Origin of the sequence: Microbacterium sp. 4NA327F11 (genome assembly GCF_005503465.1) — a bacterium.
GTDB lineage: Bacteria > Actinomycetota > Actinomycetes > Actinomycetales > Microbacteriaceae > Microbacterium > Microbacterium ginsengisoli.
In genome coordinates this window covers 111,710-125,001 of sequence record NZ_SCOB01000006.1, presented here as the reverse complement: position 1 = coordinate 125,001, position 13,292 = coordinate 111,710, and the positions used below count along the sequence as shown (strand labels likewise).

General features: G+C 73.4%; 12 protein-coding genes. 10 read left to right on the top strand and 2 right to left on the bottom strand.

Annotation, left to right across the window (positions count from 1 at the left end; genetic code table 11):
* The first annotated feature begins 52 nt into the window (after positions 1-52).
* Genes FFS51_RS05920 through FFS51_RS05910 form a run of 3 tightly spaced genes read left to right on the top strand, consistent with a single transcriptional unit; the run spans position 53 to position 4,379 of the window.
* A complete protein-coding gene (locus tag FFS51_RS05920; RefSeq protein ID WP_056518899.1) occupies positions 53-1,783 on the top strand; it encodes an FAD-dependent oxidoreductase in 1,731 nt (576 codons plus the stop codon).
* A complete protein-coding gene (locus tag FFS51_RS05915) occupies positions 1,780-2,634 on the top strand; it encodes a sugar phosphate isomerase/epimerase family protein (RefSeq protein WP_056206381.1) in 855 nt (284 codons plus the stop codon). The genes FFS51_RS05920 and FFS51_RS05915 overlap by 4 nt, the downstream gene beginning before the upstream one ends.
* Complete coding sequence (locus tag FFS51_RS05910) at positions 2,631-4,379, top strand: FAD-dependent oxidoreductase (RefSeq protein WP_056518863.1); 1,749 nt, start codon at positions 2,631-2,633, stop codon at positions 4,377-4,379. The genes FFS51_RS05915 and FFS51_RS05910 overlap by 4 nt, the downstream gene beginning before the upstream one ends.
* Here FFS51_RS05910 and FFS51_RS05905 read toward each other — a convergent pair.
* Entirely contained in the window at positions 4,301-4,792 is a 492-nt protein-coding gene (locus tag FFS51_RS05905; RefSeq protein ID WP_056206374.1) for a VOC family protein, read from the bottom strand. The genes FFS51_RS05910 and FFS51_RS05905 overlap by 79 nt on opposite strands.
* 130 nt (positions 4,793-4,922) lie before the next feature.
* Between FFS51_RS05905 and FFS51_RS05900 the strand changes: the two genes are divergently transcribed.
* From FFS51_RS05900 to FFS51_RS05890, 3 genes are all read left to right on the top strand, one after another.
* A complete protein-coding gene (locus tag FFS51_RS05900) occupies positions 4,923-5,834 on the top strand; it encodes a LysR substrate-binding domain-containing protein (protein ID WP_056206372.1) in 912 nt (303 codons plus the stop codon).
* Positions 5,835-5,993: 159 nt separating this feature from the next.
* Positions 5,994-7,379 carry an MFS transporter gene (locus FFS51_RS05895; protein ID WP_056206370.1) on the top strand — a complete coding sequence of 462 codons (1,386 nt, stop codon included), beginning with the start codon at positions 5,994-5,996 and terminating at the stop codon, positions 7,377-7,379.
* A gap of 73 nt (positions 7,380-7,452) precedes the next feature.
* Entirely contained in the window at positions 7,453-8,334 is an 882-nt protein-coding gene (locus FFS51_RS05890) for a shikimate dehydrogenase (RefSeq protein ID WP_056518865.1), read from the top strand.
* 44 nt (positions 8,335-8,378) lie between these two features.
* On the opposite strand, the gene FFS51_RS05885 is transcribed toward FFS51_RS05890, so the two are convergent.
* Positions 8,379-9,116 (bottom strand): SDR family NAD(P)-dependent oxidoreductase, encoded by a 738-nt coding sequence (locus tag FFS51_RS05885; protein WP_200930826.1) that lies wholly within the window; start codon positions 9,114-9,116, stop codon positions 8,379-8,381.
* Between the two features lie 146 nt (positions 9,117-9,262).
* Between FFS51_RS05885 and FFS51_RS05880 the strand changes: the two genes are divergently transcribed.
* From FFS51_RS05880 to FFS51_RS05865, 4 genes are read left to right on the top strand one after another with little or no spacing between them, the layout of a single operon-like run.
* A complete protein-coding gene (locus FFS51_RS05880; protein WP_056518867.1) occupies positions 9,263-9,559 on the top strand; it encodes a YciI family protein in 297 nt (98 codons plus the stop codon).
* The gene (locus tag FFS51_RS05875; protein ID WP_056518868.1) at positions 9,556-10,605 is read left to right on the top strand and encodes an alcohol dehydrogenase catalytic domain-containing protein; all 1,050 of its coding nucleotides are present in this window, start codon (positions 9,556-9,558) and stop codon (positions 10,603-10,605) included. The genes FFS51_RS05880 and FFS51_RS05875 overlap by 4 nt, the downstream gene beginning before the upstream one ends.
* The gene (locus tag FFS51_RS05870; protein WP_056206363.1) at positions 10,602-12,251 is read left to right on the top strand and encodes an FAD-dependent oxidoreductase; all 1,650 of its coding nucleotides are present in this window, start codon (positions 10,602-10,604) and stop codon (positions 12,249-12,251) included. Before FFS51_RS05875 ends, FFS51_RS05870 begins: the two co-directional genes overlap by 4 nt.
* Positions 12,248-13,288 (top strand): Gfo/Idh/MocA family protein, encoded by a 1,041-nt coding sequence (locus tag FFS51_RS05865; protein WP_056206360.1) that lies wholly within the window; start codon positions 12,248-12,250, stop codon positions 13,286-13,288. Before FFS51_RS05870 ends, FFS51_RS05865 begins: the two co-directional genes overlap by 4 nt.
* Positions 13,289-13,292 lie beyond the last annotated feature (4 nt).

The following is a 13,292-nucleotide window of genomic DNA, read 5'->3' as shown; positions in this document are numbered from 1 at the left end:
TACATAGAGTGTGCGCGCGAGGATCCCACCGACAGGGCCGATGGAGGACCTCATGGCAGCAGTCGACGACGACACCGATCTCGCCTACGACGTGGTGGTCGTCGGCGCCGGCGCGGGCGGGCTCGCCGCCGCCGTCGCCGCGGCGCACCACGGCGCACGTGTGCTCGTGCTCGAGGCGGCCGACGTGTGCGGCGGCGCCACGGCCTGGTCGGGCGGCTGGCTCTGGGCGCCGCGCACGCTGCTCGCCCACGAGGCCGGCGTCGACGAGTCGGCCGAGGACGTCACGGCCTACCTGCGGGCCGCGCTCGGCGCCGACTTCGACGAGGAGCGGATCGCCGCGTTCCTCGACGGGGCGCCCGAGATGGTCGAGTTCTTCCACACGCGCACCGCCCTGCAGTTCGTGCCCGGAAGCCGCATCAACGACATCTACGGCGACCTGCCGCACGCCGGCACCGGCAACCGATCCGCGGCACCCCGCCCCCTCAACGCCCGCCGCCTCAGCCGGCGCACCCGCCGCCTGCTGCGCGGGCAGCTGTACGAGACCTCCTTCCTCGGGATGGGCATCATGGCCGGTCCCGACCTCGGCGCGTTCCTCGCCGCGGCCCGCGGCAGCCTGCGCGGCATCTGGCACTGCTTCTGGCGGGTCGGCCTGCATCTGATCGACCTCGTGACCCACCGGCGCGGCCTGCAGCTCGTCAACGGCACCGCGCTGGTCGGCCGTCTGCTGCAGTCCGCCGAGGACGCCGGGGTCGACATCCGCGTGAACACCCCGGCCACCGCGCTCGAGCGCGACGCCGACGGGCGCGTCGTCGGGGTCGCCGCCACCTCTCCCGACGGCCCGCTGCACGTCACCGCGCGGCACGGCGTGGTGCTCGCCGCCGGCGGGTTCCCCCGGGACATCCCCCGTCGCGGCGAACTGTTCCCCCGCACGCCGGGCGGCCGCGACCACTGGACCCTCGCCCCCGCCACCGCCGACGGCACCGGCATCCGCCTGGGCGAGAGCGCCGGCGGCCACGTGCGCACCGGGGCCTCGGCGGGCGCCTGGTGCCCCGTCTCCCTCGTGCCCTACCGCAACGGCCGGGTCGGCACCTTCCCGCACATCATGGACCGCGCGAAGCCCGGCTCGATCGGCGTCGTGAGCACCGGGCGTCGCTTCGTCAACGAGGCGAACGGCTACTACGACTACGTGACCGCCCTGTTCGAGGCGGCACCCGAGGGCGAGCCGGTGCAGGCCTGGCAGATCGCCGACGCACGGTTCGTGCGCCGCTTCCCGCTGGGCATGGCGAAGCCTCGGCCCGTGCCGCTGTTCCCCTACGTGCGCAGCGGCTACCTCACCAAGGCCCGCACCCTCGGCGAGCTCGCCCGCCGCTGCGGCATCGACGAACAGGGCCTCATCGACACCGTGCAGCGCTTCAACACCGCGGCGCGAGCGGGCGTCGACCCCGAGTTCGGCCGCGGCAGCACCCCCTTCAACCGCTACGGCGGCGACCCGTCGAGTCATCCGAACCCGTCCCTCGCGCCGCTCGAACGCGGCCCGTTCTACGCCGTGCGCATCCTGCCGGGATCCTTCGGCACGTTCGCCGGCCTCGACACCGACGCGCGCTCGCGGGTGCTCGACGACGCTCGGCACCCGATCGCCGGGCTCTACGCCGTCGGCGCCGACCAGGCGAACGTCATGGGCGGCCACTATCCCGCCGGCGGCGTCAACATCGGCCCCGCGCTCACGTTCGGGTTCCTCGCGGGCCGCGAGCTCGCGCGCGCCGAGGTCGAGGCGACCCGATGACCCGGCGGCTCGGCGTCGCCCATCTGACGCTGCTGAACCTCACCCCTCCCGAGGTCGTCGCGACCGCGGCGCAGGCCGGCTTCGACTTCGTCGGACTGCGGGTGAAGGCCGTCACGGCGAACGAACGCGCCTACCCGATGGACGCCCGCTCGCCGATGCTCGCCGAGACCCGCCTGCGCCTCGCGGACACCGGTCTCGTCGTCGAGGACATCGAGTTCCTGCCGCTGACGGCCGAGGTGACCGCCGATGACTGGCTGCCCGTGCTCGAATCGGGGGCCGCCCTCGGCGCCACCGGCCTCACCGTCGCCGGCGCGGACCCCGATCGCGGACGCCTCACCGACACGCTCGCGCGTCTGACGGCGGATGCCGCGGCCCACGGCATCCGCCCCCTGATCGAGCCGATCAGCTACCAGCCGCTGTCGTCGATCCCGGATGCCGCGGCCCTCGCCCGCGCGACCGGCGCCGCCGTGCTCATCGACCCCCTGCACCTGCAGCGGGGTCCGAGCAGCGTCGACGACGTCGCCGCGCTCGAGCCGTCGCTGCTGCCGGTCGCCCAGCTGTGCGACGGGGCCGCCCTCCCGCCGGGGCCGACCGTCGAGGACCGTCTCACCGAGGCCCGCCGCGCCCGCCGCGTCATCGGTCAGGGCGACTTCCCCCTCGACCGGCTCATCGCGGCGCTGCCCGCGCACATCCCGCTGAGCGTGGAGGTGCCCGACGCGGCACTGCAGGCGCAGCTCACCCCCCGCGAATGGGCCGTGCTCAACGCGCGGGCCCTGCGCGAACTGCTCGCACGCGCCGACGCGCGCGCCGCGGCATCCGACCCCCGACACGAGAGCGAGATCACCCGATGAGCACCACCGACACCTGGGACGAGACCGTCGATCTGCTGGTCGTCGGCGCGGGAGCGGGCGGCCTCGCCGCCGCGCTGACCGGCGCCGACCACGGCCTCGACGTGCTCGTCGCCGAACGCACCGAGTTCCTCGGCGGCACCACGGCGTACTCGGCGGGCACCTGCTGGATGCCCGACCACCGCCATCAGCGCGCCCTCGGCCTCACCGGTGAGCGCGAGGCGGCGAGCCGCTACCTCGACACGCTCGTCGGCGACAAGGCCCCCCGCGAGCTGCGCGAGGCCTACCTCGAGCGCGGTCCCGAGATGATCGACTACCTCGACCGGCTCGGTGTGCGGTTCTACCACTCGACGACGGTGGTCGACTATCACCCCGAGATCGAGGGCGCCGGCATCGGGCGGGCGCTCGAGCCCGAGGTGTTCGACGCCCGCGTGCTCGGCCCCGAGGGGCTGCGGCGGGTGCGTCGCCCCGTGCCGGAGTTCGCCCTGTTCGGCGGCACCCTGATGGTGCGCCGCGCGGAGGTGGGACAGCTGCTGCGTCTGTTCGAGTGGTCGCCGAAGGCGGCGGCGCTCGCGCTGCGTCTCGGCGTGCGGTGGTTCTTCGACCTGTGGCGGTTCCCGCGCGGCACCCGGCTCGCGATGGGCAACGCGCTCGTCGCCCGGCTCTCGCACGAGCTCACCCGGCGCGGCGGGCGGCTGAGCTTCGACACCTCGGTGCGGGAGCTCGTGGTCGAGGATGGCCGCGTCGTGGGCGCCGTGCTCGCCGCGGGCGGCGTCGAGCGGCGGGTGCGCGCCCGTCGCGGCGTCGTGCTCGCCGGCGGCGGCTTCTCGGCCGGGGGCGCCTGGCGTGCCGAGCGGATGCCGCATCCCACCCCCCAATTCACCCGCGCCTCCGAGGGATCCACCGGGTCGACGCTCGAGGTCGGGGTCGCCGCCGGCGGCACCCTCGGACCCGACCACGGCGACAACACGTTCTGGTTCCCGAGCTCGATCGGCGTGCGCCGCGACGGGTCGCGGGTCGTGTTCCCCCACATCTGGGACCGCGCGAAGCCCGGCATCGTCGCCGTCGGACGCAGCGGCACGCGGTTCGTCGACGAATCGGTCTCGTACCACCGCTTCACCCGGGCGATGTACGCGTCGCTCGGCGCCCAGGATGCGATCCCGGCCTGGCTCGTGATCGATGCGCGCGCCCTGCACGCGTACGGGCTCGGGATGATCCGCCCGCACACCCCGCGGCGGGTGCTCGACCGCTACGTGCGCCAGGGCTACATCCATCGCGCGGACTCGATCGCGGCGCTCGCCGCCCGCATCGGGGTCGACCCGTCGGGGCTCGAGGCGACGGTCGCCGCCAACAACCGCTTCGCCCAGACCGGCGTCGACGAGGAGTTCCACAAGGGCGAGAGCAGCTTCGGCCGCCAGTACGGCGACCCGACGCACACGCCGAACGTGAACCTCGGTCCGATCGCGCAGGCGCCGTACTACGCACTCCCGCTCGTGCCGACGCCGCTCGGCACGGCGCTGGGCCTGCGCACCGACACCCGCGCCCACGTGCTCGACGCCGACGATGCCCCGATCATGGGGCTCTACGCCGTCGGCAACGACGCGGACTCGGTCATGGCCGCCGAGTACCCGGGCGCCGGCTGCCAGGTCGGCGCCGGCCTCACGTTCGGCTACGTCGCCGGGCGGGATGCCGCGGGGCTCGACAGCGTCTCGACGAAGAACCCGAGCGCGGCGGTGGTGTCGAAGTAGGCGTAGCGCACCCCGTTGCCTCGCACCGACGATCCCTCCTGGCGCACCGCGATCCCGCGCTGCGCCAGGGCGTCGACGACGGCGGCGTGGTCGTCGACGGCGAAGCGCACGTGGTGGAGCCCCGGGCCGCGCTCGTCGAGGAACTCCTGCCAGATGTCGTCGCCGCCACGAGGCGAGAGGAACTCGAGCTCGAGTCCGAACAGGTGGTAGAAGAGCGCCCCGACGCGCGTGTCGGTCGCGCGGCCGCGGTGCGTGGCATCCGGATAGTGGTTCTCCGACCGCGAGGTCGGCTCGACACCGAACACGAGGCGCATGCCCGCCTCGACGGCGTCGAGGTCGGCCACGACGATGCCGACCTGGTCGAGTGCGGAGGCGAGGTCTGCGAGAGCGGGCGGGGTGGGGGATGAGGACATCGGCGTCTCCGGGGATCGTGTGGACTCTGCGCATTGACTATGTGTTGCAGAGTCATAAAGATGTGATCATTGAATTGTCGTGAGGATATAACTCTCGCGACCCCGCCGCACTCCCCCGAAACGAGGAACCGTGGAAGCACGCTGGCTCGAGGCCTTCGTCGCCGTCGCCGAGGAACTGCACTTCGGCCGCGCCGCGCAACGGCTGCACATCGCGCAGTCTCCGCTCAGCCAGACGATCCGCCGGCTGGAATCGAGCATCGGCACCAGCCTGTTCGACCGCAACACGCGCAGCGTCTCGCTCACCCCCGCGGGACGGGCGCTCCTCCCCCTCGCCTACCGGGTGCTGCAGGACATCACCCTGGCGACCGCCGCCGCCCGCGCCGCTTCCGGGCGGGTACACGGCAGCGTGCGCATCGGGTTCTCCGGCGCGTTCAACCACATGACGCTCCCCGTGCTCGCCCGCGCCATCCGCCGCGAGCTGCCCGATGTCGACCTGCAGCTGGTCAGCCGCGTGCGCACCGGCGACGGCATCGCGAAGCTGCGCAACGGCACGCTCGACATCGCCTTCGTGGGCCTTCCCCTCGGCACCGGCGGCGACATCGACTTCCGGCTCATCGCCCGCAGCGAGATGGGCGCCGTGCTGCCGGTCGACCACCCGCTCGCCGACGAGCCCGAGATCGCGGTGCGCCAGCTCGCCGACGACGACTTCCTCTCGATGCCCATGGACGGCTCCTCGACCATGGCCGAGGGCCTCGTGCGCTGCTGCACCGCCGCGGGGTTCCGTCCCCGGGTGACCCAGGAGGTCACCGACCCGTACATGATGCTGACCTTCGTGGCCACCGGCATGGGGGTCACGATCGCCGCCGAGGACCTCGCGTCGATCATGCCCCGCGGCGCCCGCTGGGTGCGGCTCAGTGACGCCCCCTCCTACATGCACCACGGCATCGCGTGGGTGCCGTCGGAGCAGACCGCGGCGGTCTCCGCGGTGCTCGAGCTGTCCCAGCGCATCCTGCCGACGCCCCTGATCCCGGCCGGGACGTGACATCCGAATTGTGCCGAACGGGCGCACAGTCATTGACCTTTTCGATCGTGGACGCGCAAGATCGCCGGTGTCAGGCTGACACGCATCGATCGCAACCGCGGTCGATTGTCAATGACGACGGCACCTGATTCCGGCGTCACCCGAATCGAAAGCGCAGACATGTCAGCGAAGACAGTTCCGCCTCAGCCCCCCAAGAACAACGCCCGCATCGCCGCCGTCTCCGGCTTCGTCGGGAGCGCCCTCGAGTACTACGACTTCTTCATCTACGCCTCCGCCGCGGCGCTCATCTTCCCCCACATCTTCTTCCCCTCCGGCCAGCCCGGCGTCACCACCCTGCTCTCGTTCGCCACGGTCGGCGTCGCCTACGTCGCCCGCCCGTTCGGCGCGATCCTCTGGGGCCACATCGGCGACCGTTTCGGCCGCAAGCGCGCCCTCCTCGCGTGCCTCGTGATCATGGGCGTCGCGACCTTCCTGGTCGGCTGCATGCCCACCTGGGATGCCATCGGCATCGCCGCGCCGATCATCATCGTGGTGCTGCGCCTCATCCAGGGCATCTCCGCCGGCGGTGAGTCGCCCGGGTCGAGCTCGCTCACCCTCGAGCATGCCCCCGACCGCCGTCGCGCGTTCTTCACCAGCTGGACCATGGGCGGGATCATGTTCGGCATCGTGATCTCGAGCCTCGTGTTCATCCCGATCGCGGCCCTTCCCGAAGACGCCCTGCTCAGCTGGGGCTGGCGCATCCCGTTCTGGGCGTCGGCGATCGTCACGGTCGTGGCGATCATCCTGCGGCGCATGCTCGACGAGCCCGAGATCTTCGAGGACATCAAGAAGTCCGACGAGGTGTCGGCGGTGCCGATCGCGTCGCTGTTCGGTCACAACGGGCTCACTGTCGTGCGCATCACCCTGATGTCGCTGTTCACCGTGATCAACACGATGTTCAACGTGTTCCTTCTCGCGTACGGCACGACCGTCGGCGGGATGCCACGCGAGTCGCTGCTGTGGGTCATCACTGTCGCGAACTTCACCGCCGTGGTCGTCGGCCCGTTCGTGGGCATGCTCGCCGACCGCATCGGCCGCAAGCCCGTCTTCCTCACCGGGCTCGTGCTGCAGTCGCTCACGATCTACGCGCTGCTCGCCGCGGTCGACGCCGGCAACCTCGCCCTCACCTGGGTGCTCGGCGTGTTCCTCATCGGCGTCGCGTACACGCTCTCGAACGCGGTCTACCCGGCCTACTTCCCCGAGCAGTTCCCGGCCCGCGTGCGCTACACCGGCATGGCGGTGAGCCTGATGCTCGGTCTCGTGCTCGCCGGCTTCACGCCGACGATCGCCCAGGGCTTCGTGACCGGTGAGGGCAACACGCAGAACTGGCCCGCTGTCGCCTGGTTCACCATCGCGATCGTCGTGATCTCGGGCATCGCGACACTGTTCGCCCCCGAGACCGCGCGCACGCCCACGGCGAAGCTCGGACTCACGCGGGCCGAGCTCAAGGAGGCCGAGGCGGCCCAGGCGCAGCCCGCGACCGAGCGGGTCTCCGCATCGGCGTGACCGACACACCACGCCGGAAGGGATCGGATGCGCGGCATCCGGTCCCTTTCGGCACGACCGAGAGGACGTCACCATGACGACACCGGCCCCCTCCTACCTCGTCGGCCTCATCGGCGCCGGCATCGGATCGTCGGTCACCCCGGCGCTGCACGAGTCCGAGGCGGATGCCGCGGGCCTGCGCTACCTCTATCGCACGATCGACATCGACGTGCTCGGCTACGGCGTCGACGCCACGGTGGAGCTCATCCGCCGGGCCGGCGACCTCGGATACGACGCGCTGAACATCACCCATCCGTGCAAGCTCGCGGCGATCGACGCCCTCGACGAGGTGTCGCCCGACGTCGCACTGCTCGGCTCGGTGAACACGGTGCTGTTCCGGGACGGACGCGCGATCGGGCACAACACCGACCACTCCGGGTTCGCGCGGGGGCTGCGCGACGGGCTCGCCGGTCGCCCGCGTGACGCCGTGCTGCTGGTCGGGGCAGGCGGCGCCGGCGCCGCGATCGCGTACGCGCTGCTGAGCGCGGGCGTGCGCCGCCTCGAGATCGCGGATGCCGCCCCCACCCGCACGGGAGCGGTGATGCGCGCGCTCGCACCGGCCTTCCCCGACGCCGAGCTGCGCGCGCTCGCGCTCGACGAGGTCGCCGACGCCGCCGCCCGGGTCGACGGACTGGTGAACGCGACCCCGGTGGGGATGGTCGGTCACGACGGCATCCCGGTGGATGCCGCGCTGCTCCGCCCGCCGCTGTGGGTCGCCGACGCGGTCTACCGTCCGGTGCGCACGCAGCTGATCGCCGCGGCCGATGACGCGGGCTGCGCGGTGCTCGACGGTGGGCGGATGGTGGTCAACCAAGCGGCCGACACGTTCCGGCTGATCACGGGCATCGAGCCCGACCGGGAGCGCATGCGCGCCGTCTTCCTCGACCGGCTGGGGGCCGCGACGCTCGCCGGATGAGGCGGGCGCACGGGTGGGCGGCGCGATCCGCCCACCCGTGAGGGTCAGAAGTCGGCGCGGCCGCCGGACAGGTCGAATGCCGTGCCGGTGGTGAAGCTGCACGCATCGCTCGAGATCCACATGACGGTCGAGGCGACCTCGTCGATCTGCAGGAAGCGCCCCATCGGGATGAGCGCCCGCGTCCGTTCGATGAAGGCCGGCGGGAGTTGCGCGAACAGGTCGGTCTGCACCATGACGGGCGTGACCGCGTTGACGGTGACGCCGTCGTGGATGAGCTCGCGGGCGAGCGACTTCGTCAGCCCGACGACGCCGTGCTTCGCGGCCGAGTAGGCGGCGAGCTCGGGGTTTCCCTCCTTGCCCGCGATCGACGCGACGAACACGATCCGGCCCCACTGCTGCGCACGCATCGCGGGCGCGACGGCGCGGGCGGCGAGGAACGTGCCCGTGAGGTCGATCTCCAGCACCCGGCGCCACGCCTCCGGGTCGTAGTCCCACACGGGCGCGACGGGCCCGGTGATGCCGGCGCAGGCGACCAGCACGTCGATGCGGCCCGCCAGCGCGAGGGTCTCCTCCGCCGCAGCGGCGACGGAGGCGGCATCCGTCACGTCGACCCGCAGCGCGAGGGCGGGGGTCCAGCCGTCGACGGCCGTGGGATCGAGGTCCCAGACGACCACGCGGGCGCCCGCCGCGGCGAAGCGGGCACCGATACCGGCGCCGATGCCGCGGGCGCCGCCGGTGATGACGACCACAGCGTCGTCGAAGTCGAAAGTCACATGAGTCACGCCTGCACGTTAGTGCCGCCACTGCGGAGAATTACCCGCCTGGGGCTACATGAACATAGACGGATTTGGTCGTTCCCTGTCTTGATCATCCCTCGCATACTGGCCACCGGCGCACGCGCGCCGATCGTTCTGACGAAGGAGTCCCGATGGCGACGTTCGCGGTCACTTACGACTACGCGACCGACAGCGACCAGGTGCGCGACGCGCACCGACCCGAGCACGTGGCGTTCCTGCGCGGGCTGCACGAGGAGGGCGCGCTGTACATGAGCGGCCCCCTCGCGCAGGACCCGCCCCGGGCCCTGCTCATCTTCGAGGCGCCCGACGCCGACGCCCTCGCGGCCCGGCTCGACGCCGACCCGTTCCACCGGGTCGGCGCGATCGGCGTGCGCACCATCACGCCGTGGAACGTGTTCTTCGACCCGCGCGCGGCGGTGGTCGCATGACCATGCGCGTCGCCCGCACCGTCGCCCGCGAGCAGCTCGCGTTCGTCGAACTCCCCCGCCCCGAGCGCGCCCCCGGCGAGGTGCTCGTGCGCATCCTCGCGGTGACGCTGTGCGGCACCGACCTGCACATCTTCGAGGACGACTACCCCACCGAGCTGCCCCTGGTGCAGGGGCACGAGCTCGCGGGCGTCGTCGTCGAGACCGACCCCGACCGCGCCGACCTGCGCGGCGCGCGCGTCGTGATCGACCCGGTCGTCGCGTGCGGCGTCTGTCACGCCTGCCGGGCCGGACGGCCGAACGTGTGCGCGTCGCTGTCGGTGCTCGGCTGCTACGAGGACGGCGGCTTCGCCGAGTTCGTCGCCGTGCCGGCGACCCGGGTGCACCGGGTGCCCGCGGGCCTCCCGACGGAGGTCGCCGCTCTCGCCGAGCCGACCTCCATCGCCCTGCAGGCCGTGACCCGGTCGCGCCCGCAGCCGGGGGAGATCGCGCTCGTGCTCGGCTGCGGCCCGATCGGCCTCCTCGCCGCCCTGGCCCTCGCCGACCGCGGCGTCATCGTGCTCGCCGCCGACACCGATGCGGTGCGGGCCGCCACCGCGCGGGGCTTCGGGGCATCCGAGACCTTCGTGGTGGCCCCCGGGTTCCCGGATGCCGCGCAGCAGCGGACGATCGACGAGCTCACCGATCACGCGGGGCCGATCATCGTGATCGAGGCGACCGGCGTGCCGGCGTCGCTGCAGAACGCGGTGCGCCTCGTTGCGAGCGGCGGACGCGTCGTGCAGGTGGGCATCTCGACCCGCACCGTGGAGCTGTCGATGACCGACCTGCCGTACAAGGAGCTCGACCTGCTCGGCAGCCGCAACAGCCTCGGGCTCATCCCGCAGGGCCTCGACCTGCTGTCGCGTCACCGCGGCGCCGCCGAGCAGCTGCTCACCCACGCGTTCGCGTTCGACGACCTCGCCGACGCGTTCGCCGCGATGGCGGACCCGGCCGTGCCGACGGGCAAGATCGTGATCCGGATGCCGCTGGCCGAGGCGGTGCCGGCATGAGCGCCGTCGTGGCGCACGGCGCGGCGGCGCTCCCCCGCGACGTCGACGTGCTCGTGGTCGGCTCCGGTGCCGCCGGGCTCGTCAGCGCGCTGCGGGCGGCCGATGCCGGAGCGCGGGTGGCGGTCGTCGAGAAGGCGTCGACGATCGGCGGCACGACCGCCGCGGGCGGCGGCGTGATCTGGGCGCCGGCGACGGCGGTCGCCCGCGAACAGGGCTGGCACGACGACGCCGAAGCGGGCATCGCCTACCTGTCCGCGAGCTCGGGCCACGTCATGACCCCCGCGGCGATCGAGGGCTACGTGCGCACGATCGGCGCGGCCATCGACTACCTCGCCACCCGCACGCGGGTGCGCTTCACCGCTCTCGCCCGGCCCGACTACCGCGTCGAATGGCCCGGGGCGGCCCTCGGCGGGCGCAGCCTCGACAACGACGCGTTCGACCCGTCGAGCCACCCGGGACTCGCCGACGAGATCCGTCCGTCGTCGTACTTCCCCCTGCTCACGATGGCCGAGCGCGACAGGCTCGACGGCGCCGCCCCCGACCCGGCGCTGATCGCCGACCGCCACGCGCAGGGCGTGCGCACCATGGGCGGGGCGCTCATCGGGGCGCTCGCGGCCTCGGCGGCGGACCGCGGCATCCCGATCATCGCCGACGCCCCCATCGAGGGGCTCCGGCGCACGGAGGACGGGTGGGAGGCGACGTTCGGCGCGGTGGCCGTCATCGCCCGCGCCGTCGTGCTCGCCTCGGGCGGATTCGAGTGGAACCCCCGACTGCGGGACGCCTTCCTGTCGTTCCCGATCACGCCGATCAGCGCCCCCTCGAACGAGGGCGACGGGCTCGAGCTGGGCCTCGCCGCCGGTGCCGCCGTCGCCGACATGACGGCGATCTGGGGCGTGCCGGTGCTCACCCCGCCGGCCCAGCGCTACGACGGTCTGCCGTCGGGGCGCATGGGCAACGTCGAGATGACCCTTCCCGGGTCGATCGTGGTCAACCACGCCGGCGAGAGGTTCGTGAACGAGGCGCTCGCCTATCAGGACACGTCGCGGATGTTCGGCGACACCGACCCGACGACCGGGCGCCCGCGCAACATCCCGGCGTGGCTCGTCTTCGACGCCCGCTTCGCCCGGCGCTACGCGATCGGCGGGTCGGCCACCGGCGCCGCCCCCGACTGGGCCACGACCGCGCCGTCGCTCCCCGAGCTCGCCGTCGCCCTCGGCATCGACCCCGACGGGCTCGCCGCCACCGTGACGGCCTTCAACGCCGCGGCCGCCGACGGGCTCGACCCGGCGTTCGGGCGCGGCCAGAGCGCGCAGGACCGCTTCCTCGGCGACTCGACGCACGAGCCGAACCCGTGCCTCGCACCCCTCACTGAGGCGCCGTTCGCCGCCGTGCCGCTGTCCCCCGGAGTGCTCGGCACCTCGGGCGGCCTCGCCGTCGACGAGGACGCGCACGTGCTCGACTGGTCGGGCGCGCCGCTGCCGGGGCTGTTCGCGGCGGGGAACGTGGCGGCGGGAGTCTTCCGCAACACGTATCCGGGCGGCGGGGCGACCCTCGGGTCGGCCGTCGCACGCGCCTACGCGGCGGGCGACGCCGCCGGCCGGGAAGCCGTCGCGGCCACGTCGGCGCGGGCGGGCGTGCCCGCGTGAGCGCGGCGCCCGTACGGGTGGGGCTCGTCGGCGCCGGGGCGATCGGTCTCACCCACGCGGAGACGCTCGCCCGATCGGCGACGGCGACCCTCGTCGGCGTCGCCGACCCGACGCCCGCGGCGGCTCGGCTCGGCGACGCGCACGGGGTGCCGTCGTTCCCCGACCTCGACGCGCTGCTCGGCGCGACGGCCCCCGACGCCGTCATCATCGCCACCCCCAACGAGCTGCACGTGCCGCTCGCGCACGAGCTCGTGCGTCGCGGCATCCCGATGCTCGTCGAGAAGCCGCTCGGCGCGACCGCCGACGAGGCGACGCTGCTCGCCGACGCGGCGGCCCGTGCCGGGGTGCCGGTGCTCGTCGGGCACCACCGGCGGCACCACCCGGCCGTGCGTGCCGCGTCCGCGGCGATCGCCGAGGGGGCCCTCGGACGCATCGTCGCGGCGTCGGTCACCTCGTTCCTGCGCAAGCCCGACGACTACTTCGACGTGCCCTGGCACCGCACGGCCGGCACCGGGGGCACGTTCCTCATCAACCTCATCCACGACGTCGACCTGCTGCGGCACCTGTGCGGCGAGGTCGTCGCGGTGTCGGCCGTCGCCTCCCGCGCGGCCCGGGGGCTCGACGTCGAGGACACCGGAGCGCTCGTGCTGACATTCGCCTCCGGCGCGGTCGCGACGATCGTCGTCTCGGACATCGCCGCTGCGCCGTGGTGCTGGGATCTCACCGCGGGCGACGCGCCCCGCTTCCCCGTGCACGCTGTCGACTCGCATCGCATCGTCGGCACGGATGCCTCGGTGTCACTGCCCGACGCGACGGTGTGGTCGCATGCGGGCGAGGCCGTGTGGACGACGCCGCTGCGTGGCATCCCGTTGCCCCTCGACGCGGCGAACGCGTTCGACCGTCAGCTCGATCACTTCGCCGCCGTCGCGCGCGGCGAGGCGGAGCCGGTCGTCGGCGCCGCCGACGGCGCGCGCAACGTCGCGATCGTCGAGGCGGTGGCGCGGGCGGCGCGCACCGGGCGGAGCGTCGCGGTCTGAGCGC